The sequence below is a fragment of the Rhodococcus sp. NKCM2511 genome, assembly GCF_014905595.1.
GTDB lineage: Bacteria > Actinomycetota > Actinomycetes > Mycobacteriales > Mycobacteriaceae > Rhodococcoides > Rhodococcoides fascians.
Genome location: NZ_BNHJ02000003.1, coordinates 151,089 through 176,643 on the forward strand (window position 1 = coordinate 151,089; position 25,555 = coordinate 176,643).

The 25,555-nt window shown below is 64.8% G+C and carries 28 protein-coding genes; 15 read left to right on the top strand and 13 right to left on the bottom strand.

Annotated features, from left to right (window positions below):
• The first annotated feature begins 24 nt into the window (after positions 1–24).
• From JLZ96_RS20170 to JLZ96_RS20195, 6 genes are all read left to right on the top strand, one after another.
• The gene (locus JLZ96_RS20170) at positions 25–687 is read left to right on the top strand and encodes a histidine phosphatase family protein (RefSeq protein ID WP_027498332.1); all 663 of its coding nucleotides are present in this window, start codon (positions 25–27) and stop codon (positions 685–687) included.
• Positions 680–1,270 carry a TlpA disulfide reductase family protein gene (locus tag JLZ96_RS20175; protein ID WP_045840652.1) on the top strand — a complete coding sequence of 197 codons (591 nt, stop codon included), beginning with the start codon at positions 680–682 and terminating at the stop codon, positions 1,268–1,270. Before JLZ96_RS20170 ends, JLZ96_RS20175 begins: the two co-directional genes overlap by 8 nt.
• Positions 1,271–1,275: 5 nt before the next feature.
• On the top strand, positions 1,276–2,085 hold the full coding sequence (locus JLZ96_RS20180) for a cytochrome c biogenesis CcdA family protein (protein WP_032369910.1): 810 nt from the start codon (positions 1,276–1,278) through the stop codon (positions 2,083–2,085).
• Entirely contained in the window at positions 2,082–3,701 is a 1,620-nt protein-coding gene (locus JLZ96_RS20185) for a cytochrome c biogenesis protein ResB (protein ID WP_201011103.1), read from the top strand. The genes JLZ96_RS20180 and JLZ96_RS20185 overlap by 4 nt, the downstream gene beginning before the upstream one ends.
• Positions 3,702–3,704: 3 nt before the next feature.
• On the top strand, positions 3,705–4,688 hold the full coding sequence (gene ccsB, locus JLZ96_RS20190) for a c-type cytochrome biogenesis protein CcsB (protein WP_167329968.1): 984 nt from the start codon (positions 3,705–3,707) through the stop codon (positions 4,686–4,688).
• A gap of 480 nt (positions 4,689–5,168) precedes the next feature.
• Positions 5,169–6,500, top strand: a complete 1,332-nt coding sequence (locus JLZ96_RS20195; protein WP_374758060.1) for an AAA family ATPase — start codon at positions 5,169–5,171, stop codon at positions 6,498–6,500.
• Between the two features lie 9 nt (positions 6,501–6,509).
• Here the strand turns inward: JLZ96_RS20195 and JLZ96_RS25060 are convergent, their stop codons facing one another.
• Together JLZ96_RS25060 and JLZ96_RS20200 are read right to left on the bottom strand one after the other, a co-directional pair.
• Positions 6,510–6,707 carry a membrane protein gene (locus tag JLZ96_RS25060; protein WP_027498326.1) on the bottom strand — a complete coding sequence of 66 codons (198 nt, stop codon included), beginning with the start codon at positions 6,705–6,707 and terminating at the stop codon, positions 6,510–6,512.
• A gap of 135 nt (positions 6,708–6,842) precedes the next feature.
• A complete protein-coding gene (locus tag JLZ96_RS20200) occupies positions 6,843–7,058 on the bottom strand; it encodes a BldC family transcriptional regulator (protein ID WP_027498325.1) in 216 nt (71 codons plus the stop codon).
• 199 nt (positions 7,059–7,257) lie between these two features.
• Between JLZ96_RS20200 and JLZ96_RS20205 the strand changes: the two genes are divergently transcribed.
• The gene (locus tag JLZ96_RS20205) at positions 7,258–7,611 is read left to right on the top strand and encodes a DUF4229 domain-containing protein (RefSeq protein WP_082519146.1); all 354 of its coding nucleotides are present in this window, start codon (positions 7,258–7,260) and stop codon (positions 7,609–7,611) included.
• A complete protein-coding gene (locus JLZ96_RS20210; RefSeq protein WP_032365228.1) occupies positions 7,608–8,690 on the top strand; it encodes a PLP-dependent cysteine synthase family protein in 1,083 nt (360 codons plus the stop codon). Before JLZ96_RS20205 ends, JLZ96_RS20210 begins: the two co-directional genes overlap by 4 nt.
• A gap of 6 nt (positions 8,691–8,696) precedes the next feature.
• Here JLZ96_RS20210 and JLZ96_RS20215 read toward each other — a convergent pair whose 3' ends face one another.
• The 4 genes from JLZ96_RS20215 to JLZ96_RS20230 form a co-directional block, all read right to left on the bottom strand.
• Positions 8,697–9,008: a hypothetical protein gene (locus tag JLZ96_RS20215; RefSeq protein ID WP_032369908.1), complete on the bottom strand. Its 312-nt coding sequence runs from the start codon at positions 9,006–9,008 to the stop codon at positions 8,697–8,699.
• A gap of 5 nt (positions 9,009–9,013) precedes the next feature.
• Positions 9,014–11,473, bottom strand: a complete 2,460-nt coding sequence (gene pepN, locus JLZ96_RS20220) for an aminopeptidase N (protein ID WP_201011104.1) — start codon at positions 11,471–11,473, stop codon at positions 9,014–9,016.
• Between the two features lie 25 nt (positions 11,474–11,498).
• Positions 11,499–12,893, bottom strand: a complete 1,395-nt coding sequence (locus JLZ96_RS20225; protein WP_201011105.1) for an HNH endonuclease signature motif containing protein — start codon at positions 12,891–12,893, stop codon at positions 11,499–11,501.
• A 67-nt stretch (positions 12,894–12,960) separates the two neighbouring features.
• The gene (locus tag JLZ96_RS20230) at positions 12,961–13,869 is read right to left on the bottom strand and encodes an NAD(P)/FAD-dependent oxidoreductase (RefSeq protein WP_201011106.1); all 909 of its coding nucleotides are present in this window, start codon (positions 13,867–13,869) and stop codon (positions 12,961–12,963) included.
• Between the two features lie 74 nt (positions 13,870–13,943).
• Between JLZ96_RS20230 and JLZ96_RS20235 the strand changes: the two genes are divergently transcribed.
• The 5 genes from JLZ96_RS20235 (at position 13,944) to JLZ96_RS20255 (ending at position 16,049) form a co-directional block, all read left to right on the top strand.
• Positions 13,944–14,444 carry a MarR family winged helix-turn-helix transcriptional regulator gene (locus tag JLZ96_RS20235; RefSeq protein WP_201011107.1) on the top strand — a complete coding sequence of 167 codons (501 nt, stop codon included), beginning with the start codon at positions 13,944–13,946 and terminating at the stop codon, positions 14,442–14,444.
• A gap of 68 nt (positions 14,445–14,512) precedes the next feature.
• Positions 14,513–14,854, top strand: coding sequence for a nitroreductase/quinone reductase family protein (locus tag JLZ96_RS20240; RefSeq protein WP_201011108.1), 342 nt, complete (start codon positions 14,513–14,515; stop codon positions 14,852–14,854).
• A gap of 55 nt (positions 14,855–14,909) precedes the next feature.
• On the top strand, positions 14,910–15,125 hold the full coding sequence (locus tag JLZ96_RS20245; protein ID WP_032365231.1) for a hypothetical protein: 216 nt from the start codon (positions 14,910–14,912) through the stop codon (positions 15,123–15,125).
• Positions 15,126–15,131: 6 nt separating this feature from the next.
• Entirely contained in the window at positions 15,132–15,635 is a 504-nt protein-coding gene (locus tag JLZ96_RS20250; RefSeq protein WP_201011109.1) for a Clp protease N-terminal domain-containing protein, read from the top strand.
• Positions 15,636–15,668: 33 nt separating this feature from the next.
• Complete coding sequence (locus JLZ96_RS20255; protein WP_032365232.1) at positions 15,669–16,049, top strand: phage holin family protein; 381 nt, start codon at positions 15,669–15,671, stop codon at positions 16,047–16,049.
• Here the strand turns inward: JLZ96_RS20255 and JLZ96_RS20260 are convergent.
• From JLZ96_RS20260 to JLZ96_RS20270, 3 genes are all read right to left on the bottom strand, one after another.
• Positions 16,046–16,915, bottom strand: a complete 870-nt coding sequence (locus JLZ96_RS20260; protein WP_201011110.1) for a 1,4-dihydroxy-2-naphthoate polyprenyltransferase — start codon at positions 16,913–16,915, stop codon at positions 16,046–16,048. The genes JLZ96_RS20255 and JLZ96_RS20260 overlap by 4 nt on opposite strands.
• Positions 16,916–16,962: 47 nt before the next feature.
• On the bottom strand, positions 16,963–18,213 hold the full coding sequence (locus tag JLZ96_RS20265; protein ID WP_201011111.1) for an Hsp70 family protein: 1,251 nt from the start codon (positions 18,211–18,213) through the stop codon (positions 16,963–16,965).
• Between the two features lie 153 nt (positions 18,214–18,366).
• A complete protein-coding gene (locus tag JLZ96_RS20270) occupies positions 18,367–19,146 on the bottom strand; it encodes a PIG-L family deacetylase (protein ID WP_027498315.1) in 780 nt (259 codons plus the stop codon).
• Positions 19,147–19,328: 182 nt separating this feature from the next.
• On the opposite strand from JLZ96_RS20270, the gene JLZ96_RS20275 reads away from it, so the two are divergent.
• Together JLZ96_RS20275 and JLZ96_RS20280 are read left to right on the top strand one after the other, a co-directional pair.
• Positions 19,329–20,885: an alpha/beta-hydrolase family protein gene (locus JLZ96_RS20275; protein ID WP_201011254.1), complete on the top strand. Its 1,557-nt coding sequence runs from the start codon at positions 19,329–19,331 to the stop codon at positions 20,883–20,885.
• 5 nt (positions 20,886–20,890) lie between these two features.
• Entirely contained in the window at positions 20,891–21,271 is a 381-nt protein-coding gene (locus tag JLZ96_RS20280; protein WP_236254181.1) for a DUF4440 domain-containing protein, read from the top strand.
• 47 nt (positions 21,272–21,318) lie between these two features.
• Here JLZ96_RS20280 and aztD read toward each other — a convergent pair whose 3' ends face one another.
• Genes aztD through aztB form a run of 4 tightly spaced genes read right to left on the bottom strand, consistent with a single transcriptional unit; the run spans position 21,319 to position 25,551 of the window.
• A complete protein-coding gene (gene aztD, locus JLZ96_RS20285) occupies positions 21,319–22,512 on the bottom strand; it encodes a zinc metallochaperone AztD (RefSeq protein ID WP_201011113.1) in 1,194 nt (397 codons plus the stop codon).
• A 29-nt stretch (positions 22,513–22,541) separates the two neighbouring features.
• The gene (gene aztC / locus JLZ96_RS20290; RefSeq protein WP_094717298.1) at positions 22,542–23,468 is read right to left on the bottom strand and encodes a zinc ABC transporter substrate-binding protein AztC; all 927 of its coding nucleotides are present in this window, start codon (positions 23,466–23,468) and stop codon (positions 22,542–22,544) included.
• A complete protein-coding gene (locus tag JLZ96_RS20295; RefSeq protein WP_201011114.1) occupies positions 23,465–24,688 on the bottom strand; it encodes an ABC transporter in 1,224 nt (407 codons plus the stop codon). Before JLZ96_RS20295 ends, aztC begins: the two co-directional genes overlap by 4 nt.
• Positions 24,670–25,551, bottom strand: coding sequence for a zinc ABC transporter permease AztB (gene aztB, locus JLZ96_RS20300; RefSeq protein ID WP_201011115.1), 882 nt, complete (start codon positions 25,549–25,551; stop codon positions 24,670–24,672). Before aztB ends, JLZ96_RS20295 begins: the two co-directional genes overlap by 19 nt.
• Positions 25,552–25,555: the final 4 nt, after the last annotated feature.

The following is a 25,555-nucleotide window of genomic DNA, read 5'->3' on the forward strand; positions in this document are numbered from 1 at the left end:
ACTAGCGAGAAACAGGACCCCGACGTGACCGAGGCCCCCGCAACACATCCGCACTCGACGACGCGCACCATCGTGCACGTCCTCCGGCACGGCGAGGTGCACAACCCCAAGGGCATCCTCTACGGGCGGCTGCCCGGCTTCAAGCTGTCGGTCACCGGCCAGTCCCAGGCCAAGGCCGTCGCAGATGCGCTCGCCGGTCACGACATCACGCACGTCGTCGCGTCGCCGTTGCAACGCGCCCAGGAGACTGCTGCCCCGATCGCGGCAGCCCACGGCCTGACGGTGTCCGAGGACGAGAACCTCATCGAGGCCGGCAACGAGTTCGAGGGGCTGCGCGTTGCCGTCGGCGACGGCGCCTTGCGTAGGCCTCGGCACTGGTGGAAGCTGCGCGACCCGTTCACCCCGTCCTGGGGCGAGCCGTACCTGCAGATCGCACACCGCATGCTCGCCGCCGTCAACGCGGCCAGAGTCGCAGCCGTCGGGCACGAGGCCGTCTGCGTGAGCCACCAACTCCCGGTCTGGACGCTGCGCCGGTTCCTCCAGGGCGACCGGCTCTGGCACGACCCGCGCAATCGCCAGTGTGGACTCGCGTCGCTGACGTCACTGGTCTACGAGGGCGATCAGCTCGTCGATCTCGTCTACTCCGAGCCAGCAGGAGCATCCGACCCGAGGATCACCGGTGCGTAGGTTACTGCTCGCGGTTTCCGCTGTGGCCCTCGTCGCCGGCTGTTCGACCGGCACCGACGCGGTTGCTCAGGGCGGAACCTTCCAGTTCGTCTCGCCCGGCGGAAAGACCGAAATCTTCTACGATCCGCCGTCCGACCGCGGCGCACTCGGCGAACTCTCCGGGCCCGACCTGATGACCGAGGGCAAGACGACCTCGCTGTCGGACTACGAGGGTGACGTCGTCGTCCTCAACGTCTGGGGTCAGTGGTGCGGACCGTGCCGCGGAGAAGCGGACGACCTCGAGAAGGTCTACGAGGCCACCAAGGCCTCCGGCGTCGAATTCCTCGGCATCAACGTGCGCGACGAATCACAGACCGCAGCACAGGATTTCGTCGTCAGCAACAACGTCACGTACTCCTCGATCTACGACCCGCCGATGCGCACCCTGACCGCGCTCGGTGGCGTTCCGACCTCTGTCATTCCGACGACCATCGTGCTCGATCGACAGCACCGCGTGGCCGCCGTGTTCCTGCGTGAACTGCTCGTCGAGGACCTGCAGCCCGTCGTCGAGCGCGTGGCAGCCGAGGAGCCTGTGCAGCCGTGAGCGAGATGTACCTAGCCGGCGTCGGCGCGAGTTTCCAGGAAGCTGCGGCCTCCGGGCCGCTGCTGCTGGCCCTCGGAGCCTGCGTCCTGGCCGGGCTCGTCTCCTTCGCATCACCGTGCGTCGTACCGCTGGTTCCGGGATATCTGTCGTACCTCGCCGGGGTCGTCGGAGCCGACGCACCGGCGGTCAGCGCCGACGAAGCGGCCGTCAAGACGAAGGTGCGCAGCGGTCGGCTGCGCGTCGCGGGAGCCGCGGGGCTGTTCGTCCTAGGATTCACCGTGGTGTTCGTTCTCGCCACCGCGTCGGTGTTCGGCGCAATTTCGGTGCTGGCGATCAACCGCGAACTGCTCATGCGAATCGGCGGCGTCGTCACCATCGCCATGGGCCTGGTGTTCGTCGGACTGATTCCCGCGCTGCAGCGCGATGTGCGGTTCGAGCCGAAGCAGATCGGCTCCCTCGCCGGAGCGCCCTTGCTCGGGGGAGTGTTCGCACTCGGCTGGACCCCGTGCCTCGGGCCCACCCTCGCCGGCGTCATCTCGCTCGCCGCAGGCACCGACGGTGCCACGGCTGCCCGCGGAGTCACCCTCATCGTGGCGTACTGCCTCGGTCTTGGATTGCCGTTCGTGATCCTCGCGTTCGGATCGGTCAGCGCACTTCGAGGCGTCGGCTGGCTACGTACACACGCACGACAGATACAGGTGTTCGGCGGAATCATGTTGATAGCGGTAGGAATTGCACTGGTCACCGGTGCCTGGGATCAATTCGTCGGCTGGGTGCGCGACGCCTTCGTCTCCGATGTGGTGTTGCCGATATGACCGCCGAGACCGAGGAGCGGACAGAAGCGTCGCCGCCGCACAAGCAATCCGTACTCGGTAAGGCCGTGGCCGTGGTGCGCAACACCTGGCGCGGGCTCACCAGTATGCGGACCGCGCTGGTGCTGCTGTTCCTGCTGGCCTTCGCCGCCGTGCCCGGAGCCCTGGTACCGCAACGCAGCCTCAACGCGGGCAAGGTCGACCAATACATCGCCGACCGTCCGACACTCGGCCCCATCATGGACAAGCTCGAACTGTTCGACGTGTTCGGCAGCTTCTGGTTCACCGCGATCTACGCACTGCTGTTCGTCTCCCTGATCGGCTGCATCCTGCCGCGGTGCATCGAGCACGCAAAACAGTTGCGTTCCAAGCCCGTTCGTGCGCCGCGGAACCTCTCGCGCTTGCCGCACCACACCCGGTACGACGTCGACGGCGCACCCGAGGAGATCGCAGCCCAGGTCCGTACTCAGCTGCGTGGGTGGCGCGTCGCGCAACGGTCCGAGGGCAGCGGGGCAGTGACGCTCTCGGCGGAGAAGGGCTACGTTCGCGAACTCGGCAACCTCGTGTTCCACCTCTCGCTCGTCGGACTGTTGGCCGCGATCGCCATGGGCAAGCTGCTCGGCTACGAGGGAAACCGCATCGTCATCGCCGACGACGGCCCCGGATTCTGTACCTCCACGCCTGCCAACTACGACTCGTTCCGGGCGGGCAACCTCGTCGACGGCACCGACCTCGAGCCGTTGTGCTTGCGAGTCAAGGATTTTCAGGCGGACTACCTCGACAACGGCCAGGCGGAAATGTTCACCTCGAACATCCAGTACCAGGCCGGCGAAGATCTGGCGAACAACGACTGGCAGGACGACCGACTGCAGGTCAACCATCCGCTGCGGGTCGCGGGCGACCGCGTCTACCTGCAGGGCCACGGCTACGCGCCCACGTTCACGGTGACGTTCCCGAACGGCGAGACCCGCACCGACACCATCCAATGGCAGCCGACGGACGCCACCACATTCCTCTCCAGCGGGGTACTGCGAGTCGACCCACCCGGTGGCCTCTACCCCGACGCGCTGGACCGGCGTAAGAACCAGATCGCCATCGAAGGACTGTTCGCCCCGACGGCGTCGTTCCACGGCAGTCTGCTGTCGTCGAGCTTCCCGGCGATGAACGACCCCGCCGTCGCCATCGACATCTACAAAGGCGACACCGGACTCGACACGGGACTCCCGCAGTCCATCTTCTCGCTCGATCAGGAAATGATCGCCCAGGGCAGGCTCGTCAAGCAGGACCGCGTCAACCTCATGCCCGGGGAGTCGGCCACACTCAGCGACGGCACCGTCGTCAGATTCGACGGGGCGAAGGAATTCGTCAACCTGCAGGTCTCGCACGACCCGGCTCAGACCTGGGTCCTGGTGTTCGCGCTGACAATGATGGGCGGACTGCTCGTCTCACTGGTGATCAAACGTCGCAGAATCTGGGTCCGACTCACCGCCGACGGCGACTCACGACGTACTGTAGTAGAACTCGGCGGACTTGCACGCACCGATCAGGCGGGGTGGGGCGAAGAGTTCGACCGCCTGTGCACCCGCCTGCTCGGCGACACCTCGAAACAGGAGAACTGACCGATGCCGATCAACGAGACACTCTCGCAGTACAGCGACTGGTCGTTCGAATCAGCCTTCACCATCTACGTGCTCGCATTCGTCCTGCTCATCGCTCAGTACGCCTCCGCCAAGGCGACGGCCGCTCAGGCCAAGGAGCTCGTCGGTGCCGGAGCCCCGGTGACCGCGTCGTCGGTGGCTGCGTCCTCCGGCCCGGGACGCGTTATCGAAGCACCCAAGCGCCCGCTGTCCGAACGCCTCGCAGGCATGGGGTTCGCGCTGCTCGCACCGGCCCTCGTCCTACACATCGCCTCGGTCGTGCTCCGCGGATTCGCCACCCACCGATTCCCGCTGGGCAACATGTACGAGTTCGTCACCATGGCAACCGCTGCCGCAGCACTGACCTCCGTGGTGGTGCTGCGCAAGAAGGCGATGCGCCCGATGCTGGTGTTCGTCCTTGCACCCATCATCGTGCTGATGTTCTTCGCCGCCACCAAGCTCTACGCCGACGCCGCACCCGTCGTCCCGGCGCTGCGCTCCTACTGGCTGCCCATCCACGTCACCATCGTCAGCGTCGGCAGCGGCATCCTGCTGGTCTCCGGAGTCGCGAGCCTGCTGTTCCTGCTGCGCATCAAACAACCCCTCGGTGAGGAAAGCGTGGGATTCTGGGGCCGCTTCGCCTCCAAGCTCCCTGACGCCCAAGCCCTCGACCGACTCGCCTACAAGACGACCATCGTCGCCTTCCCGCTGTTCGGAGCCGGCGTCATCCTCGGCGCGATCTGGGCCGAGGCCGCATGGGGACGTTTCTGGGGCTGGGACCCCAAAGAAACGATGTCCTTCATCACGTGGATCATCTACGCCGCTTACTTGCACGCCCGCGCCACCTCCGGCTGGAGAAACACCCGCGCCGCGTGGATCAACGTCGGTGGATTCACTGCCATGCTGTTCAACCTCTTCATCATCAACATGGTCGTCTCCGGTCTGCACAGCTACGCAGGACTGAACTGACTTCTGCGCGTTCCACACGCTCCGCTGCCGACGCGCAGCTGGTAGCGTCCGATCCGGCTCGATGGGGGAGACATCCGAGCCGGCACTCGACGCGGGACGCACACTGGGGGGAAATCGGTCATGGCCGATCGGCGCGGAAACAATTGGCAACCCGTCCGACCGATGGACGACGACGAACCCCCGAACACGCCTGAGCCGGTGGTGACCGAGACCCCGATTCCCGGGTCTGCCGGGGTTGGGGAAGTTTCGGGGGTTGCGGGGTCTGCTGAGACTGCGGGGTCTGCTGAGACTGCGGGGTCTGCTGAGACTGCGGGGTCTTCTCGGGTTGTGGGGGAGTCTCGGGTTTCGGGGGAGCGTGAACCGTTCCGATCCACCCCCATCGCCATGCCGCCCGCGGATGCTCCGAGCCCGACTCCTGTTGTCGCGGCAATGTCGACTCCACCCGTCGAGGTGACGCCACCGACCGATGAGATGCCGACGATGCCCGAAGCATCGGATCCACCGGTTGTGTCACCTGTTTCGTCCGACACGGCCATGCCCCCTGGTCCGCCGACTCGGCCCATGGGCGAGCCGCAGCCGCCTGGGCAACAGGGTCAGCACCCTGTCCAGCCGCAGAACGGGGTGGTGTTGCCCCAGAATGCTGTTGTGCCCCAGCAATATTGGCAGCCGAACAACGAGTGGGCAGCCCAGAATCAGTGGCAGGCCCAGAACGGCTGGCCGACGCATGGGTATGGTCAGGGTCAGGGGTATGGGCAGTGGGCTCCGCAACCCGGTTCGTGGCCGCAACCGATGTTGCCCGGCCATATTCCTGCTGTGGTTCCTGCCGTGGCTGCTGTCGTTCAGCCGGATCATCGACCACCGTCGCAGCCGATGTCGGCGGCCGACCTCGGCGATTCGTTGCTGATCAGGTCTGCAAGTGTCGCTCCGGTGGCCGGGTGGCGTCGTGCGCTGTATCTGGTGTCCGGTGGTCGGATCGATGTGGGGAACAGTCCGGCGCAACAGCGACGTCTCGAATTGACCGCGCAGGTTGATCGACCATTGGTGGGGTGCTACCGCGTCGCGGTGCTCTCGCTGAAGGGTGGGGTCGGAAAGACGACGACAACGGCCACGTTGGGCTCGACGTTCGCAGACATCCGCGGTGACCGCGTGATTGCGATCGACGCGAACCCCGACCGCGGAACGCTGGGGCAGAAAGTACCGTCGGAAACGACGGCGACGGTCCGAAATCTGTTGCGAGACATGGATTCCTTGGAGCGCTACAGCGACGTTCGGGCCTACACCTCACAGAACGTCCACCGGCTGGAGGTGCTGGCCTCCGATTCGGACCCGGCGGCGTCCGAGGCATTCAGCGGTGACGACTACGACCGAACGGTGACACTGCTCGAGAAGTTCTACAGCATCGTCGTCACCGACTGCGGCACCGGGTTGATGCATTCGGCGATGGAAAGCATTCTCGAGGGCGCGGACACTCTGGTCGTCGTCAGCTCAGGGTCGGTGGACGGGGCGCGGAGCGCGTCGGCGACATTGGATTGGCTCGATGCCCATGGCTATCGAAACCTGGTGGCCACGTCGGTGGCTGTGGTCAACGCGGTAAGACCGAGGGCGGGAAAAGTCGACTTGCAGAAGGTGGTCGAACATTTCGAGCAGCGATGCGCTCAGGTTCGGACGATTCCGTTCGACCCGCATCTGGAGGAGGGGGCTGAGATCGAACTGGGCAGGCTTCGTGGACGCACGCGAAAGGCACTCCTCGAAGTAGCTGCGGCGGTGGCAGCAGGCTTTCCGGCCTCGCCCACTACTTCTCGCCGCAGCTGATCGGAAACTTTATTCGCCGACTTCAGTGCCGGCGTCGGTCCCGTCCTTGCCTCCGCGACGAGCGTCCCGGTTGATTTTCCAGAGAAATTCCGGATCGTCATCGGGCCCGACAGTCCGCGGGGGTTCAGGTTGCGTGCTGGGTCCGAATGCCTTCCACAGCAGCACAATCACTGCCACCAAACCGATCAACGCCAATAGATAGATCACGACGCACCTCCTACTACGAGGGTAGCCGTCATGCAACGACCTCCGCACCCGTCGAGCGTCGAAGATTCCTGAGAATGTTCGATGAGTTCGTACGGGTGCGGAGGTCGTTGCCGAAACTGCGCCGAATGGCCTGTCTCAGTGCTGTACGCCGGCTTCGGTCGTCAGCGAAGTCAGCAGCTGCATGACCTCGGTTTCGCGGAAGCGACGGTGTCCGCCGGGAGTGCGGAGCGATCCGAGACGTCCGGCGTGCGCCCAGCGAGTCACGGTCTTGGGGTCGACGTGAAAAAGCGCTGCTACCTGACCCGGTGTGAGAAGTGAGTCCTGAGCTTTGTGGAACGTGGGTGCGCTCATCTGTCGTGTCCTCCTACGGTGCGGTTCTGTGCATTTGCGTCGAACCGGAGATATCGGTCTGCGGTGTTGTGAGCCCCATGGTTGCACTCGGACCCCTAGGTACTCGACTGATACAAGGTTGGTAAAGGGGAGGTAATGGACAAATCGGTCACGCCAGGGGTGGGTGGGAAGCCCTGCACGGCCCGGTAACCTTGAGCTTGTGAGTGATGCGACGAATGCCGACCGAAGCGACCCGACCAGCGGAAACCCCACGCCCGGCCGTTCTGCGAAGAAGTCCCTTGCCATCAATCTCGCCGTGTACACGTTCGCGCGTCTGGCGCTCGTCATCGTCATTGCCGCGATCATCATCGGTGTCGGTTTACTCTTCGGCATCGAGGTTCCGATCCTCGTCGCCGCGATCTTCGGCGTCCTCATCTCGCTGCCGTTGTCCCTGCTTCTGTTCAAGCAGATGCGCATCCGCGTCAACGAGTCCATCGCTGCGGTCGACGAACACCGACGCACCGCTCGCGCGGACCTGCAGTCCAAGCTGCGCGGTGAAGACGGCCGCAAGTGACCGGATCGGTGGACCACTCCGGATCGCGTGAGTGGGTCGACAACGCAGTGCGGTTGATCGAAGCCGATTCTCAGCGCAGTGCCGACACACACCTGCTGAGCTATCCACTGCCTGCCGCATGGGGAATCTCGCTGTACCTCAAGGACGAATCCACTCACATCACCGGCAGCCTCAAACACCGGCTGGCGCGATCGCTGTTTCTGTACGCGATCTGCAACGGCTGGGTCACCGCGCGAACCACGGTTGTCGAGGCGTCGTCCGGCTCCACGGCGGTCAGTGAGGCATATTTTGCCGGCCTGCTGGGATTGAAATTCGTTGCAGTCATGCCCAGAAGTACCAGTCCCGCCAAGATCGCCCTCATCGAATCGCACGGTGGGCGCTGCCACTTCGTCGACCACCCCGGTGAGATGTACACCGAGGCGCATCGGCTCGCAGCCGAGCCCGACTGCCACTACATGGACCAGTTCACCCATGCCGAACGGGCCACCGATTGGCGGGGGAACAACAACATCGCTGAGTCCATCTACGATCAGCTCCGGCTCGAGAAATGTCCCATCCCCGATTGGGTGGTCGTAGGCGCGGGAACAGGCGGAACGAGCGCCACCATCGGTCGCTACATCCGATACCGCAGACACGCAACGCGTTTGGCCGTCGTGGACCCAGAGAATTCGGCCTTCATCGGAGGCTACGAAACCGGTGACGCGAGTTTCGAGACCGGTAAGTCCTCACGTATCGAAGGCATCGGGCGACCGCGGGTGGAACCGTCCTTCGTTGGCCAAGTGATCGATCGAATGATCGCGGTGCCCGACGCTGCGTCGGTGGCGGCCGCGAGATTCACTTCGGCTGCGATCGGTAAACGAGTGGGAGGATCCACCGGCACCAACATCTGGGGTGCCTTCGGATTGATCTCCGAGATGATTGCCGCGGGACGCACCGGCAGTGTGGTGACGTTGTTGTGCGACGGCGGAGACCGTTACTCGCAAACCTATTTCGACGACACCTGGGTCGCGGGCCAGGGGATGGATCTCGACGAACCGACCGCCGCGCTCGAGCAGTTCATCCGTACCGGGGTGTTCTGAGCAGATCTACCAGGTCACGACCATCGACGTCACCGCAGTGACAGCGGCGACCGTCCCGACGGCCGGCCACGCACCGATCTTCTTCGCGAGCGGATGCGACGCACCGAACGCCACGAGGTACGTCCCGAGCAGTGCGCCGGCACGAGCCGAGCCCGAGGACTTCTGCCATTGCGTGGTGCAGGCAACGCCGACTGCAGCGAGCACCGCTCCGCCGAGTTGGCGATTGTGCGACCGGCGAGCAACGGCGAAGCCGCCGAGCAAGCCGCCTGCGGCGAGAGCGGATGTGGCGAACGAACGTCGAGCATCATGGTCGGACATGATCGTCACCCTAGCCGAGCCTGCACGCGCAAACTCCGGGCCAGGTGATCTCTCTGCTCGATCACCAAGCGCCGCAACGCAGCCGGTGCCCACTCGTGCTCCGCGAGCCACACGTCTGCACTGTCGGTCGACGATTGCTGAGGAAAGAGGCGAACAACTATCCTCCGTGCGATCTCGATGCTGCGTGAGGTCCACAACGAGGAGATGGACTCGAAATACCGGTCCTCGTACGGTTGAGTGAGGTCCGGTCGGTGACCCGCCCCGAACCCGGTGATGTAGGCGTCGAGAACATCGTTGGACACGTCGTCGCGCTCGGTGATGGAAGTCCACGCGCTCGCTTTGACTGTGGCGTCAGGGATCGCTGTCGACGCCGCGGTGTGGGCAGTGCGCCCCGAAAGTGTGTCGTCCGAACCGAGTTCGGCATCCAGTTCTGCGATAGTTGCGTGTCCGGTGGCGGCGAGTGCCAGCCAGAATGCCCAGCGCTGATCGGGGTCCAGTCTCAGCCCGGCAATGGTCGCGGTGCCATCGAGCAGGGAGCGTAGATCGTCGGCCAGGAAGTCGTCGAGTTGCGCAGCCGATGCGACCGCCCGCGCCCACACCAACTGCGCGTCGCTTCCGGGTTCGCTCGACTGCAGCTGCCGCCACGACGCTTCGAGCCAATGCCGGGTGGGCTCGTCCCGTCGGTCTTCGGGGAGGTAGTGCGCGAGTGTGTACGCGACGTTGGCCGTGACTGCGGAGAGCAACCCGATCTTGGGTTCGGTCGGCGCGAATCTGGTTGCGATGTCCAGGTATTCGATCGCAGAGAGCTCGGCGTCCCGGGTGGAGTTCCACAGTGCCGACCACACCAGCCCTCGTGCAAGGGGATCGACAATGCGATCGAGTGAGGTCCGCACGGTGGCGGTGGAGCGCTCGTCGAATCGGATCTTGGCGTAGGTCAGATCGTCGTCGTTGAGCAGAACCAGTGCAGAATCGGGGAAGTCGACGGGCGTTCGCGAGTCGGTGATGTCGAGTTCGTAGCGGTGGGTCCTCGTGAGATTTTCGGCCTCGTCCGGATCGTAGAGCCCGACCGCGATGCGGTGCGGACGCGGATCCGTCTGCTCGACGGCGTCACCGGTATAGGTCAGTGTGGACACGCCGGTGGTCTGCAGCCACGCGCCCGCCCAGGTCTCGAGGTCTCGCCCGCTGGCGGTGAACATCTCGCTCAAGAGATCCGTCAGGGTCGTATTGCCGAAGGCATGCGTGCGAAAGTAGTTGCGGGACGCAGCGAAAAAGGCGTCGGCACCGACGAACGCCCCCAACTGCTTGAGAACGCTCGCGCCCTTCGCGTAGGTGATGCCGTCGAAGTTGAGCTTGGCTGCCTCGAGATCGGTGATGTCGGCGACGATCGGGTGAGTGGTGGGAAGCTGATCCTGCAAATAGGCCCACGCCTTTCGGCGGTTCGCGAAACTGACCCAGGCATCGGTGAATCGGGTGGCTTCGGCCGACGCGTACGCACCCATGTAGTCGGCGAACGACTCCTTGAGCCACAGATCGTCCCACCATTGCATCGTGACGAGGTCGCCGAACCACATGTGCGCCATCTCGTGCAGAATCGTGTTCGCCCGAGCCTCGTACTGGGCTTCGGTTGCCGCCGAACGGAATACGTACGATTCGGTGAACGTGACGAGCCCGGGGTTCTCCATCGCACCGAGGTTGTATTCGGGGACGAAAATCTGGTCGTACTTACCGAACGGGTACGGATAGTCGAACTTGTCGTGGAAGAAGTCGAGGCCACGCTCGGTGATGTCGAAGATGTCCTCGGCGTCGAAATACTCGGCGAGGGATGCGCGGCAGTACGCGCCGAGCGGGACAGTCAGATCGCCTCGAGTCCAGGACGATTCGACGCCGTGGTACGGCCCGGCCGCAACCGCGGTGATGTACGTCGATATGGGCAGCGTCGGGGCGAACGTGGTGACTGTGCCGTCGGTGACTCCCGCGCGGTTGGACAGGACCGTCCATGCCGGGGGTGCTGTGACCCTCAGCGTGAACGAGGCCTTCAGATCGGGTTGCTCGAAATTCGCGAACACCCGTCGAGCATCGGCAGGTTCGTACTGGGTGTACAGGTAGACGTTGTCGTCGACGGGGTCGACGAAGCGGTGGAGTCCTTCACCCGACCTGCTGTACCGGCCGCGTGCACGTATCCGAACGACGTTGTGGTCGGCGAGTCCGACCAGTTGAATGCGAGCTCCGTCGTAATCGACCTGTGCATCGGTGCCGTTGACGGTGACCTCGTCCACGGACGCACCGATGAAATCGACCCATGTCGCCGCCGTCGTCGCATCGAATTCGATGGTCGTCACCGACTCGAAGGTGTCGACGTCCGTGTCCTCGGCGCGCAGGAGGTTCAGATCGACGAGATACTTCACCCCGTCTATGTGGCGCGATCGCCTGCGAGTTTCGGTTCGGGTCAGATTCGCGGTGCTCACCGAACCAACCCTAGGTGATTGTTTTTCACAGGGCGGGTGGGGTGAAGTAGTGACGTCCGAGTGGATCGACGATATGCAGCACTCCGTCCGGAAGCAGTTCGGTGCGCCAAAGTTTGCGCGTTTTGAGGTTGTGGTGGAGCCGACAGCGCGGACCGATGTTCGTGAGGATGGTCCAGCCGCCCTTCTCGGGGCGGTGTCGGTCGAATTCGACGATGTGGTCGAGGTCGCATCGTTCCGAGGGCACGTTGCAGCCAGGATGCAGGCAGTACGGGTTCTCGGCTCGAACCTTCGCCGCGAGAGCTCGACTGGGCGTATGGCTCAGCGCGCCTGGCGGCGGGAGTTTCATGCCCCCATGGCCGTCGGGGTACAAGGCGTGGATCCCGATGGGGTCGTCCCCGACGGTGGCACGCCACCGTTCGATCAGCGTTCCCCCACCCGGCCGCGATCGGGTAGCTCTGGTATTCACAGAGCCGGGCGTGGGAAGCCTGGGTGGCGGTGCGTCCGGTGGGATCGTGTTCGGTGATTGGCTCGTCGGCGGCTCGTCCCCCGGTGCAGCGGAAGTGGAACTGCCGCTGCCTGTTCCGTCGGTTGCGGCGCAGTCGGTGTCCGATGGTTCGTTGTCCGCTGTGTCCGGATCATCGTGCTCGGGGGCCCTGTCGCCGTCGCGCGGCGTCAGGCATGTCGCGCACTCGCACAGCAGTGTCTCCCCGCGCATCAAGGCGGTCTGAGCGTCGGCCCGTCGTTGGTCGTCCGACCGCGGATCCTCCGGGTGCAGGCGTATGACCTCGGCGTCGATCCGCGCAAGTTGTTCGTCGGCTTCGCCGTCGGTCATCAGTGTGGTCAGGCTCGACAGTCCTCGTGCCCGGCGACGAAGGCGGATTCGCTTCTCGGTGCGTGCGGCACGCTTGCGTACCGCACGGTCCCAGTCGGCGTCGGCCTCGATGAGCAGTCGATCGATTTCGCGGCCCAGAGCTCCCGGTGCCATCTCCCGGGCGGCCTTGAGAATCTCGGTCTCCAGGGCAACGGCCGTCTCCGGACGGGCATGAAGTAGATGATCGTGGATCGTTCTGACTCGCTCCAGATCGAGGGCACCGTCGATGAAGCCCTGACGCACGAGAGGGCGCAGTTGACGCCACATCTGCACCTTGTTGTTGATGGCGGCAAACGTGGACGACAGAGCCGCCGCCAGTTCACAGACTGCCGAGTTGAACAGATCTTTCTCGGTGACCCCGGTGTCCCACGGTGACGCGCCGGCCGTTCGGCTGCGGACATACTCGTCCAGCAGAGCAAGTTCCGAAGCGACGGCAGCGTTGATCGTCCGTCGCGCGCCCAGAACGTCGGCGAGCGGAGAATGGTCCCCCGTCACCCACGCCGCTTTCCGTAGCCCCATGTCACCCCCCAGCGACTGAAGATCGAACACGTATTCGATCCACTGCGGCAAGTGTAGAACAGGGCACCGACACATTCTTCGGCGCTGGCAGGAGGCGTCAGATCGCGCTGACGGCTCGGGTCACATCGAGTTCGAGTAGGTAGTGATTGATGGCGATTGCAGCCTTCGACCCTGCTGCTGCCGAATTGATGAGCTGGGCGGGGGAATCCGAGACGTTCCCCGCAGCCCACAGGCCGTCCACACTGGTGAGCCCGGTCGGGTCGGTGGCCACCCAGCCGTTGTCGAGGCGAGTGCATCCGATCGATCGCAGGAGCGCGTCGTTCGGAACGAACGTCGGCCCGACGAACACGACTGTTCGAGGAACGACGGTCCCGTTCGTCAGCTCGATGCCTATGACGCGACCGTCCTGCACAACGATTCGGGCAACCGGTACGTCGACGATTCCGACGGACCGCGCGTCGAGTCGGAGGCGTTCGTTTTCACTCAGTTCGATGCCGTTGGTGAAGAAGACGACGTCGTCCGACCATTGGCGAATCAGCGACGCCTGGTGGATCGTGAACGGTCGGTTGGATCCGCCGACCACGGCTATCGGCTGATCCCTAACTTCGTAGCCGTGGCAGTACGGACAATGCAGCGCTCCCGAGCCCCACTGTTCGGAAACCCCGGGGATATCGGGCAGTTCGTCTCGAAGCCCAGTGGCCACCAAGACCGACCGCGATTGCCGGGACTCGCCGCCCTCGAGGCGGACCTCGAATCCCTCGTCGAGTCCAATTACTCTGCCGCGCAAAATTTCTCCGCCGTATCGGAGGACTTCCTCGCATCCAGCCCGATGCAACTCCTCGGGTGTGGAACCATCGCGCGAGAGGAAGTTGTGAACATGGTCGGCAGGCGCGTTGCGTGGTTCTTCGGCATCGACAACGATCACCTTTCGGCGGGCGCGAGCCAGAAGTGTCGCGGCACTGAGTCCGGCTGGGCCGCCACCGATCACCACGGTGTCGTACGTCAAGATGCCTCCTTGGTGGTGCGATATGTTGTGAACGTAGCAGAACTGTCAACTAGTTAACAATATTGGTGGTGCCGATGACCGATGCCTCGCTTCGTGAGCTGACCTGTGCACGGTGGGCCGAGTTCAATCCGGAGCTGGACACCTCGCCGATGCATGTGGTGGCCGAGATCAAGCGCATCGTCGCGCTGCTCGACGTGGCCGTCGAACCGATATACGCCGCGGCCGATGTATCCGTCGCCGAGGTGGAATTGATGGTGCCCCTGCGTTACGCGATCGAACCGGTGACGGCAGCGCGGTTGGCGGAGCTGCTCGGCATGACCCGCGCAGGTGTGAGCAAGACGCTCGGAAAGCTCGAACGTCGCGGCTTTCTGCAGCGCGTGCCCAGCGCCGAAGACCGACGGTCTGCGTCGATCACCCTGACCGATCAGGGAAGGCGCATCGTGGATGATGTATTTCCCCGAGAGCTCGAAGCGCACGGAAGATTGTTCGATGCGTTGGGTGCACGTCGAAACCGTGTTCTCGAGGCCCTGACCACGCTCGCCGAGTCGATGGAGTCCGGTCTGCCGTCTCAGTGACGTTCCCGTCGGCCTGTGTCACGGCTACGCTCGCCGACACGTGCGGGGCGATTTGTCAGGCGGACACGATGAACACATTTCAGAAGTCGGCGGCAGGGTTCAACAAGGTCTTCATGGTCGTGACGAAGGCACCGGTGCTCGACAGGGTGCTCGGACGCTCGATGGGCATTTTGACCTATACCGGCCGGAAGTCCGGCAAGAGGATCACATTGCCGCTTGCGATCAGCCGGAAGGGCGAGCACCTGAAGGTCAGGGTGGCGATGCCGGACAAGAAGAACTGGTGGCGAAATTTCGTGGACGGCGGCGGTCGTGTCGATGTCGACCTCGGCGGCGTCCGGTACTCCGGCCTCGCGACGGCGACCCGTGACGACCGTGGGCGGGTCTCTGTCGATATCGCTGTGGACCACTGACTTGTGTGTCAATAAAGGTTGACAACCCCCTTTCTGTCAACCTACATTGACATACATGACAGAAGCCACTGCATTGGCCGCCGCGGCCGCCAGTTCCGATCCGGGGGAGGGGTTGCGTGCCGTAGCCGCACTTCGCCGTCTACTCGAACGTCTGGAAGCCGTCCAGGTCCGCAATGCGCGGAATCAGGGATGGGCGTGGCAGGCGATAGCGGATTCGCTGGGTGTCAGCAGACAGGCCGTTCACAAGAAGCACGGCGGAAAGGGAAGGTAGACAACCATGTTCGAGCGATTCACCACTCAGGCCAGGGCGGTCGTCATCAGTGCCCGGCTGCACGCCCGGGCGTTGCACTCGGAGCGGATCGAACCCATTCATCTCTTCCTCGGTGCGCTCGACAAGGCCGACGAACCGCTCGGGTCTGCGCTGGCCGAGGCGGGGTTCACCCTCGACAACGCGCTCGAGGACGTGCTGTCGAGGGACGCCCGGGCCCTACGGTCCATCGGCATCGACCTTCACGAAGTGATCGACACCGTCGAGTCTGCGGTGGGGTTCGGCGACGTCGACCATTCGAACGATTCTCACCTGCCGTTCGCGCCGTCGGCCAAGGAAGCGCTGAAGCTGGCTTTGAAGGAGGCCGTCCGATTGCGGGACAGGGAGATCGGCGTCGAGCACATGCTTCTCGGTGTGATCGCAGGTGCCGATCCATCGTTCACCGAGCTCGTGAGTGTTCGCGGCAGCCTGGACGATCTGCGCGACGCGGTCCTGCTGGTTCGCACGTCGTAGCTCCGAGCGGGCCCGAACTCTACGATGGGCGCCATGAACTTTCTGATTCGGCTCGTGATCAATGCCGTCGCCATCTGGGTTGCGAAGGAATTCGTGGACGGCATCACCGTGACCAGCTCGGGCCGCGGTGACGGGTGGGACATCGTGGTCCTGCTCGGTATTGCGGCCGTGTTGACGATCGTCAACGCGTTCATCAGGCCGATGGTGAAGCTGTTGTCACTGCCGCTGCTGATTCTCACCCTCGGGCTGTTCACTCTCGTGATCAACGCGTTGATGCTGATGTTGACGGGGTGGCTGTCGTCGCAGACCGGTTACGGCCTCGAGATCGTCGGTTTCGCTGCCGCGTTCTGGGGCGCGATCATCATCTCGATCGTGAACTTTCTGCTCGGCGCATTCGTGCCCGAGAAGCGTTAGGCGAACGCCAGCGCCACACCGGTAGCGGCACCCCAGACGAGCATTGCCAGTCCCGAATCACGCAGCGCAGGAATCAACTCGAACCCGTGAGCACCGCCGCGAACCGGCGAGTTGGCGCGCGCAGCGAGGGGTAGCGCGAGCAGGGCGACCAGGGCCCACGGGGTTCGGGCGATCAGCGCGACCGTTATGGCGAACGGGACGACCAGCAGTGCCAGGTGTAGATAGCGCGTGCGGGTATCGCCCAATCGCACTGCGAGCGTGCGCTTTCCGGATTCGGTATCGGTGGGGATGTCCCGAAGGTTGTTCGCGACGAGTACGGCACTGGAGAAAGATCCGACGGCTACCGCGGCGAGCACGCCCGCCCAGTCGATCTGCTCGGCCTGCACGTATTGGGTGCCGAGCACGGCGACGAGTCCGAAGAACACGAACACGGCAATCTCGCCGAATCCGCTGTAGCCGTAAGGCTTCGAGCCGCCTGTGTAGTACCAGGCACCGGCGATGCAGATCAGGCCGACGATCACCAACCACCAAGCGCTCGTGGCGGCCAGGACAAGACCTGCGACGGCACCGACCGCGAAGCAGCCGATGGCGGCCCGTTTGACGGCTCCTGCCGAGGCGGCCTTGGAGCCGACGAGTCGGAGTGGGCCGACTCGGTCGTCGTCCGTGCCACGGATTCCGTCGGAGTAGTCGTTGGCGAAGTTGACGCCCACGATCAGCGCCAACGAGACGATCAGTGCCAGTAGAGCCTTCCACCACACGCCTGCGTCCAGGGACACGGCTGCACCGGTGCCGACGAGGACGGGGGCGATAGCGTTGGGGAGCGTTCGGGGTCGCGCCCCTTCGATCCATTGTGCGGTGGTGGCCATGAGCGACGATCTTTCCGTATCTGCCGGGAGGGTGCGGACGCGGCCGGTCAGAACGGCAGGCGCGGCAGTACCGGCAGCGGGATGACAGGCATCTGGACACCGGGGATCTGCGGTAGCGGCACCGTCGGAGCGGGCGGCGGTGGCGGCGGGTTGTAGTGCGGTTGATACTGCACGTACGGCGCGCTGTCGGCGGCTGGAGGTGGTGCAGCTGACGTCGGCGGCGGGGCCGGGATGTCCGGGGTCGGTGACGGTGTGGCGGTGGTGGTCCGTGCAGCCGAGGGTGTCGTGGTCTGCCGGATGCCCTCGTCCACGCTGGCAGGGGTGCTCAGCGGTTGGTCTTCGCTCTCGGAACTCAGGCCCGAGAACAGTCCGACGGCGGCGATGACGCCCACGATCGGTAGCGCGATCAATCCGAGCCGCGCCAGCGCCGGTCGGTGCGAGACGACCGGTGCAATGCGATCGACGTCGACGCGCGCAGCGTGCACGGCCGCCCCACCTGCAACGACGAGTTCTGGTTGCTCGGGGACGATGATCGGCAGCTGCAGAAACCGTTCGAGTGTCGTGCGGACCAGAGGGACATTGCTCGTACCGCCGATGGCGATGACGGCGTCGGGATAGAACTCGGCTTCGAGCCCCAGTTGGCGGACCGTGGTGGCCGCCTGTTCGGTGGCCCGGGCGATCGACAGCTCGAAGATGTGGCGCTCGAGAAGAATGTGTTCGCCGTCGGGCGTGCTGGTGGTCTCGTGCGTGGACAGTGCCTCCTTGATGCCACGGCAGAATGCCGTCAGAGCAGTGTCCTCGTCGTGTGTGTGCGGCTCCCGCACGATGCCGAGGCCCAGTATGTGTTCCCGAACCACCGCGTCGAACGAGGCTCCGCTGATTGCTGTCGTACGAGTCGAGCCGTAGGAGCGGCCGGATTCGACGTCGACGATGTCTATGTCGACACCGGTCTCGCCTGCGTCGAACAGGGCGATGGTGCGGTGCTGGCTGGCCAGGCCGGGACGGAGGTACTCGAGGGCAGCGTCGGTCTCGTCGATCAGATGTACGTCCGAGACGTATTCCTCGGCCAGAGCGTTCGTGATGCGATCACGCTCGTCGGCGGTCCGGTATGCAATGCCCAGCGATTGCGGCGCGTCCGGGCGGTCGACGATTCCGCGAACGACCCGCGCGACGTCCTCGGGGGAGGGGGAGAGCTGCCAGTCGTCGAAGGGAGCGGCGTCTGTCCACGTGCCGTCTTCGGTCGTCCGAGACGTGCGGATGCCGCACGTTCCCAGGGACACACCTACCGACGAACGCATCTCCAACCGGCCTCTCCTGTACGGCGACGTGGACACTGTACCGTCTCGAGGTTTGATTAGAGGTCCAAAACAATCCGAACGTCAGGTCGAGGGTGTTCGACGGGCGGCCTCGAGCCCAATACGACGGACCCCACGACCGGCACACCGGTGGTGTCAGAGCGGCAACGATGTCTCTGTCAGTCCGACCCCGCCGGTGCCCCGCAGTTTGCGGAACCATTCGAGACCGAACGCAGTGGTCAGTTGCTCGATCGGCATTGCGAGAAACGGCCCGAAATCGCCGACCTGCGTTTCGTGCGCTTCCATCGCGGCCCGCTTGGCCGCGATGACGCTCGACACGTCGACGACAGTGGTGATTTCGGTTTCCGGCAGTCCGAACGACTCCATGTCCGGTGGTGACGCCTCTTCGCTCCAGTGGGGATTGGCTTCCATCAACCTGCGCATGTGGTCACGGTTGGTGGTCGTCTCGTACACGTAGGGCGTCTCGGCGATCTCGGCGGCGCGCTTGCCGACGACGTGCACCTGAATGTGGTCGGGGTGGCCGTATCCACCGTTCGGGTCGTAGATGGTGACGACGTCGGCCTGCTCCTCGCGCAACACGTCGGCCAATCGTCCAGCCGCGGTGTCGACGTCGACATTGCAGAACGCCTCCGGGTTGCCGTTCTCCGGCGTGCCGGCCATTCCGGAATCGGCATAGTGCAGGCGAACGACGCGCGCGACCCCCAGGACGGCAGCCGAACGGTCCAATTCGATGTGTCGGCGCGCGGCCAACGTCTCCCCGTCGGCGAGGATGCCGTCGGGATATTCGCCGACGGCACCGTCGGTTGCCGTCACGAGTACGACGCGGTGGCCGGCGTCGGCCGCGAGCCGCATGACGCCGCCCGTGCCGAACACTTCGTCGTCGGGATGCGCGTGGAAGCAGACCAGAACACTCATGGCGTGAATGCTTGCACGTCGAAGTGGGTGCGGCCCAGTCGGCGGGCCAATACGATCTATGGGTGACCACACGGCGGTCGGCCTCGATACGTTCGTATTGGCGGGATTCACGAGCAGATCGGTACTGTCGCGCACTACATCCGGTGGGGATCTTCTTCGCTCTGGTGTTCTTCGCGCTGTCGATGACTCCGTCTCTGCTACCTCGTGTGTGGTACCTGCAGGCGGTGGCCACGGGGATCAGCGTCGCGATCGGGTACGGCGTCGGGTGCCTCGTTGCCTGGGTGGTTCGGCTCTGCGGAGTGTCACCGGACTGGTCGGAGCAGTGGCGTCGACGTGGGTGGTGGGCGTTGGCCGCGGTTGCGGTGGTGGTGATTCCGCTCTTCCTGATCCTCGGTTCGTGGTGGCAGCAGATCGTGCGCAAGCTGGTCGGCGTAGAAGACCCCGGCCGGCCGCTCTACATCGCGGTGCTGGTGCTCTCGCTGGTGGTAGCGGTGGGGGTGCTTGCTCTCGGCCGCCTGCTGCGCAGAGCAACTCGGGCTCTGACGCGATGGGGCAAGCAGTACGTGCCGAAGCCGGTGGCGCGGATCGCCAGCGTGATCGTCGTTGCCCTGCTGGTGGTGTTCGCCGTCAACGGTGCACTGATTCGGGGAATTGTGGCCGTCGCGGAAAAGTCGGCCTCTACCGCCGATCGCGGCAACCACGATGGGGTGGAAAAGCCTGATGCAGCAGAACTGTCGGGTTCGGATGCGTCGAACGAGGACTGGGAGTCGCTGGGTCAGGAGGGGCGACGCTTCGTGGTCTCCGGGGCATCGCCCGACGAGATCGGCGAGTTCACCGGAAGGCCTGCAGTGCAACCGATCCGCGTGTACGCCGGTGTCGAGTCGGCTGAAACGGTGGAGGGTGTGGCAGAGCGGGTGGTGGCCGAACTCGAACGTACCGGCGCATTCTCACGGGCCGTGCTCGGTGTCGCGACCACCACCGGACGTGGCTGGGTCAACGAATCCGTCGCCGGCCCTCTCGAGTATCTGTACGACGGAAATTCGGCGATTGCGTCGATACAGTACTCGTTCCTGCCGAGCCCGATGGCATTTCTGGCCGATCGGCAGACCCCGCAGGATGCCGGACGAGCCCTGTTCGAGGCGATCTACGCGGTGTGGAGCGAACTCCCGGAAGATTCACGACCCAAACTGGTGTTGTTCGGCGAGAGCCTCGGTGCCTACGGCGGGCAGGATGCATTCAGCGGTGCGCAGGACATGATCGCTCGTATCGACGGCGCTCTGTGGGTCGGCAACCCCAATTTCACGCCTCAGTGGGCGCGTATCACGAGCGGACGTGACGCCGGTTCCCGCGAGATCCTGCCTTTCATCGACGGCGGAGAGCACGTGCGATTCGCGAGTTCGTCCGGGGATCTCGACATCGGTGGTCCGTGGGAAGAGCCGCGAATCGTGTACTGGCAGCACGCATCCGACCCGATCGTGTGGTGGTCACCCGATCTGATCCTCGGCAGGCCCGACTGGCTACGGGAACCCCGCGGCACCGACGTCGACCCGGGAGTGCAGTGGTTCCCGTTCGTGACGTTCTGGCAATTGACCTTCGATCAGGTGTTCTCCACCGACGTCGACGACGGGCACGGCCACAGCTACGGAGCCGACGCAGTGCGCATGTGGGCCGACATCCTCGAACCGGCGGGATGGTCCGACGCCGACGTCGAGCGGCTGTACCTCGAAATGGCGGGTTGACATCGGTGCCGGAGAACGATGAGGTCGGCCAGGTGTTGGAGCTGGAGCGGCAGTTGCAGCGGGCCGAAACCCGTCGTGACGGAAGCAGACTCGCGGCGCTGCTTGCGGACGATTTCGTCGAGATCGGAGCGTCGGGGGCGGTGTGGACCAAGCAGTCGATACTCGAGCTGTTGGGCGGAGAGAGTACGGCCGACGGTATCATCGAGGTCCACGATCTCTCCGGACGGATACTGGACGTGGGTGTCGTTCTGGTGCAGTGGACGTCACGACGGTCGGGACGTCGAGCCCATCGATCGTCGATCTGGCGACGCACCTCCGATGGATGGGAACTGGTGCATCACCAAGGCACACCTGTGGTCGACGGTCCGCCGGATCGGACGGGGTAGCCGAACCCGGGGACACAGAGTGGATTTCTGCGTCCCCGGTTGCAGGGTCAGGCAGTCACGACGACGAATTCGTTGGGCGTGACATCGAGTTGCTTGCTCTCGGTGACGTTTCCGGTGGTGAGGTCGACGGCGTGGATGCTGTTGCCGGCCGGTTCGGTGACGTAGGCGGTGTCACCCGCGATGGAGATGCCGGGGTGGGCGTCCTGGTATTTCGCGGGACCTTCCCAGGCGTCGATGACGGGGTACGAGGCGGTGAATGTCTTTGTCGTCGGATCGAATACGTGGACTGCGCCGTCCGATCCGATGATGTAGGCCAGGTCGCCGGGGCCTCGGGCGACTCCGCGCCAGGTGTACTCGGCACCGTCGGGGAGCTTCACGACGTCGAGGGTCTTGGCCGCGGGGTCGATGACGGTGACCGCGTGCAGGAGTGAGCCCTCTGCGTCCGGGTCGTCCTTGTAGTCTCCGACGATGAGGGGGCTGGTCTCGCTCACGTACGCGTTGCCCGTCCGCCCGTAGGGATGGTCCGGGGCGTCGAGCTTGGTTATCTGGCCCTTGTCGTAGATCAGAGCGCCGTTCTCGCAACCGAAGACGACGATCTCGCCTTCCGCTGTTCCCTCTCCGTGGACGCCGGGGCACTGATCGTTTTTGGCGACGACCGCGCCCGATGCGTCACGAACCTCGATGCCGGTGCGGCCGTTCGAGTTCCCGACCGTGGTGAGAAACGTGCCGTCTTCGAGGACGATCGAGACGCCGTGGTGCGCGTCGACACCGGGGATGCTCTCGGTCTCCGGGAGCCCGTCTGCGGATTCGAGTGCTGCGGTGTCGAAGATCGTGGTGTCGCTGGTGCCGTCGGCGTACAGGATGGTCTTGCCGCCGTGTCGTACGACGTGACCGGGCTTCTCGGCTTCGAAGACGGTGTCGGTCAGTTGCGGTTGCTCGGTCGTCCCGGCCGCGGTGTCGAGCACACGGAAGCCCTCGCTCGTGGTGACCATGACGTTGCGGTCGTCGCCGGCGAGGTTGAGGCGCGTGTACTCCTCGGAGTCGAAATCAGCGACGGTCTCGAACGTGTCGGCGTCGAGCACCCGAAGGCCGCCTTCGTAGGACACTGCGACCCGTGGCCCGGCCGCAATCGATGTGGATTCGGCGGCGGGGGTGGTGCCGGAGGAGCAGGCCGCCAGGGTCGCTACCGCACCGAGGGCGAGCGCGGTGACGCTCGCCCTTCGAAAATCGTTGATACGCATGATTGTTCCTTTTCTGTGTGACGAATCGGTCAGCTGGTGAGTCCATCGGAGATGCGCTCGGTGTTGACGCGCATCATGGTGAGGTAGTCGGGGGCACCGCCGTCGGGTGCGGTGAGGGATTCGGTGAACAGTTCGATCACAGCGACGCGAATGTCGGCCTCACTCGCCAAGGCCTGGACGAGACGATCCGGAGAAGACGATTCCGCGAATATTGCAGGAACACCGGTCTTCTCGATGGCTCCGACGAGTTCGGCCAGATCGGAAGCAGACGGTGCCGCCAGGGTGGTGCCGCCGGGAATGGCTGCCCCGATCACCGTGAAATCGAAACGGTCTGCGAGATAACCGAATACATGGTGATTGGTGACGAGTGCGCGGCGCTGATCCGGGATCGCAGCGAAGGTGGCGCTCATGTCGTCGTCGAGCCCCTTCAACTGCAGCCGGTAACCTGCTGTGCGGTCGGCGATCTCGGCAGAATCGACACCGTCCAGCCCGGCGAGCGCCGGTTCGAGGGCATCGACGACGGCTGTCATGCGCGCGGGATCGGTCCAGAAGTGCGAATCGGGACTGCCTGCGGCGTCCCCTTCCGTGTACTCGAGGACATCGATGGCGTCGCCCGCGACGAAGGTGGGCACGTTCTCCGCCGCTGCCTCGTCGAGGTGTTGCTGCAGACCTTCCTCGAGGCCGAGACCATTGGAGACGATCAGGTCTGCCGTGCGTAGGCGGGCACCTTCCTGCGCCGAGATCTCGAAGGAATGCGGGTCGGCGTTCGGCTTCATCAGCGTCACCACGTCTGCCTCGTCGCCGACGAGCTGCTGCACGACGTCGCCGAGGATGTTCGTGGACACGATTACCACCGGGCGGTCGTCACCGTCGGCGGAGCAGCCGCTCAGGCACAGTCCGATTGCTGCGGCCACCGCCACTGCCGATGAGAAGCGGCTGACGCGTCCGCTCGTCATCGTCCGGTCTCCGCGGTGAAGGCCGGTTCGGTCGCGGTGTCGAAGGTCCGCGCTATGCGGGCACCGTCGGCGTAGTCGATCTCGTACAGCCGTCGTTCGGTCGGGGCGCTGAGATAGGCGCGCTGATCGTCGGCGACGAGAGTCGGGGACGCGCCGGCCTCGAGTGATTCGGCCACCAGCGGTTCGGTTTCGGCCAGGATTGCTCCGTTGTTGCCGTCGAGTACCAGGACTCGGCCATCCTCGGTGAGGGCCAGCATGTGCTCGTCCGCATCGTCCACGGCGGTGACGTGCACCAGGGGTGCCGGTGCCGGGAGTAGGGACCACGACCGTTCGCGGGTATCCAGCATCCAAATACCCTCTGCACCGGCAGAACCTGCGACCGTGGGGCGGCCCTCGCGGTTGTCGAACGACGTCGCTGCCGCGGCGGTGGTGCCGGCCGGGTAGGGGATTCTCTCGACCGCCAACTCGTCACCGGTGGCCGAGGCGAGCAGTGCGCCGTCTGCGCACCCGATCACGGCACCGACCCTGGTGGTGATCGTGCCGCGGGCCTGCGGGCACGGTTCGACCGGCCCGGTGCGTTCGCCGTCGGCGGTGTACCCGACGACCGAGGTCGACGGCCCGGATCCCTCGGTCACGAGCGCGAAAGTGCCGACGGGAACGACCATTCCGGCACCGGGGTTGGTGACCTTTCGGAATCGTTCCACGACTGTGCCTTTCGACAGTGCCTCGGTGTCGAGCAGTACAGCGTCGCCGGAGTCGGCAAAGAACAGTCCGGTACCGCCCGAGGTCGAAAGGTTGGACGTGGCGACGGTTGCCGTGCCTGAGCCGCCAACCGTGCCGAGTAGTCGAGGCTCGCTGCGGTAGTAGTGAAAATGGTCGACGTGGTCCCAGGTCCAGACCCCGCTGTCGATGATCTCGACGCCCGCGTCGGTCTGCACGAACAGGTAACGGCCGTCGGTGTGCAGAGCCTGCGGGGCTCCGATGGTCCCGAGATCGGTGACGGTGTCGTCGAGCAGATCGAGATGGGACACCCTCCCCGTCGGGTCCACGGACGTGAGCCCGAGCCGCGGTTCGGCGAGTTCGGCGGCACCGGCTATTGCCCCGTGGCCTTCGCCTGTGGGTTCGTCTGTGGGTGGCACGTTCGTCTCCGAGGAACAGGCCGTCGATGCGAGAACGAGGGCACCGACGGCGATTGTGGTGGTCAGGATGCGGGTGCGCACGTGTTCCTTTCGGGTGAAGTGGGGCGATGACGGATGGCGGTGACGGCACTGCGTATCGCGTACGACAGGCCGGACACCGCGATCGCGGTCGCCGCCACGGAGGCACCGGCGGCGGTGGCCGCGTGCCAGGAGATCAGTAGGCCGCCGAACACGGACAGCACGCCGAGGACGGCCGCCACCAGCATTCGAGTGGGAATGCGGGTGGTCCACTGCCCGGCGGCGACGGCAGGGGCGAGCAGGAGTCCGACGACCAGCAGCGAGCCGACGGCTTGGTACGACGCGACGACTGCCAGCGTCACCAGTGCGACGAGAACTGCTTGAGCCGAGCGCGGCCCGAGTCCGAGCACCGAGGCAATTCGGGGGTCCAGCGCAACGGCGACCAGCGGTCGATGAAACAGCGCCGCGACGGCGACTCCGAGTGCGGCCGCTCCGGCCAGGAGATAGAGGTCCGTGTGCGAGATGGCAAGAATGTCGCCGAACAGTATGGACGTGGCGTCGGTGGCGAAGCTCCCCGAGTGGGAGATGACGATGACGCCGAGCGCCAACATGGACACGAACAACATCCCGATGCTCGTGTCGTAGGACAGTGTTCCGCGGCGTTGCAGCGCGGTGATCCCGAGGCTCATGGCGACCGCGCTCAGTGCGCCGCCGATCATCACCGGAACTCCGAGAACGGTCGCGAGAGCGACACCGGGCAGCATTCCGTGTGCGAGCGCCTCACCCAGAAATGCCATGCCGCGGATCACCACCCACGTTCCGACCACCCCGCACAGCACGGCGACCAGGGCTCCGCCGAACAGGGCGCGTTGTACGAAACCGAGGGCGAACGGCTCGAACAGCGCGTCGATTGTCTGAAATGGCACATTC

Bases quoted from the DNA above. Each gene is read 5' to 3' on its own strand.
- aztD (WP_201011113.1), bottom strand. From the start codon at position 22,512: ATGCGTATCAACGATTTTCGAAGGGCGAGCGTCACCGCGCTCGCCCTC.
- JLZ96_RS20260 (WP_201011110.1), bottom strand. From the start codon at position 16,915: ATGGCCACCACCGCACAATGGATCGAAGGGGCGCGACCCCGAACGCTC.
- JLZ96_RS20185 (WP_201011103.1), top strand. From the start codon at position 2,082: ATGACCGCCGAGACCGAGGAGCGGACAGAAGCGTCGCCGCCGCACAAG.
- JLZ96_RS20240 (WP_201011108.1), top strand. From the start codon at position 14,513: ATGAACACATTTCAGAAGTCGGCGGCAGGGTTCAACAAGGTCTTCATG.
- aztC (WP_094717298.1), bottom strand. From the start codon at position 23,468: ATGACGAGCGGACGCGTCAGCCGCTTCTCATCGGCAGTGGCGGTGGCC.
- JLZ96_RS20195 (WP_374758060.1), top strand. From the start codon at position 5,169: ATGCCCGAAGCATCGGATCCACCGGTTGTGTCACCTGTTTCGTCCGAC.
- JLZ96_RS20250 (WP_201011109.1), top strand. From the start codon at position 15,132: ATGTTCGAGCGATTCACCACTCAGGCCAGGGCGGTCGTCATCAGTGCC.
- JLZ96_RS20275 (WP_201011254.1), top strand. From the start codon at position 19,329: ATGACTCCGTCTCTGCTACCTCGTGTGTGGTACCTGCAGGCGGTGGCC.
- JLZ96_RS20245 (WP_032365231.1), top strand. From the start codon at position 14,910: ATGACAGAAGCCACTGCATTGGCCGCCGCGGCCGCCAGTTCCGATCCG.
- JLZ96_RS20200 (WP_027498325.1), bottom strand. From the start codon at position 7,058: ATGAGCGCACCCACGTTCCACAAAGCTCAGGACTCACTTCTCACACCG.
- JLZ96_RS20265 (WP_201011111.1), bottom strand. From the start codon at position 18,213: ATGCGTTCGTCGGTAGGTGTGTCCCTGGGAACGTGCGGCATCCGCACG.
- JLZ96_RS20235 (WP_201011107.1), top strand. From the start codon at position 13,944: ATGACCGATGCCTCGCTTCGTGAGCTGACCTGTGCACGGTGGGCCGAG.
- JLZ96_RS20270 (WP_027498315.1), bottom strand. From the start codon at position 19,146: ATGAGTGTTCTGGTCTGCTTCCACGCGCATCCCGACGACGAAGTGTTC.
- JLZ96_RS20255 (WP_032365232.1), top strand. From the start codon at position 15,669: ATGAACTTTCTGATTCGGCTCGTGATCAATGCCGTCGCCATCTGGGTT.
- ccsB (WP_167329968.1), top strand. From the start codon at position 3,705: ATGCCGATCAACGAGACACTCTCGCAGTACAGCGACTGGTCGTTCGAA.
- JLZ96_RS20215 (WP_032369908.1), bottom strand. From the start codon at position 9,008: ATGTCCGACCATGATGCTCGACGTTCGTTCGCCACATCCGCTCTCGCC.
- JLZ96_RS20180 (WP_032369910.1), top strand. From the start codon at position 1,276: ATGTACCTAGCCGGCGTCGGCGCGAGTTTCCAGGAAGCTGCGGCCTCC.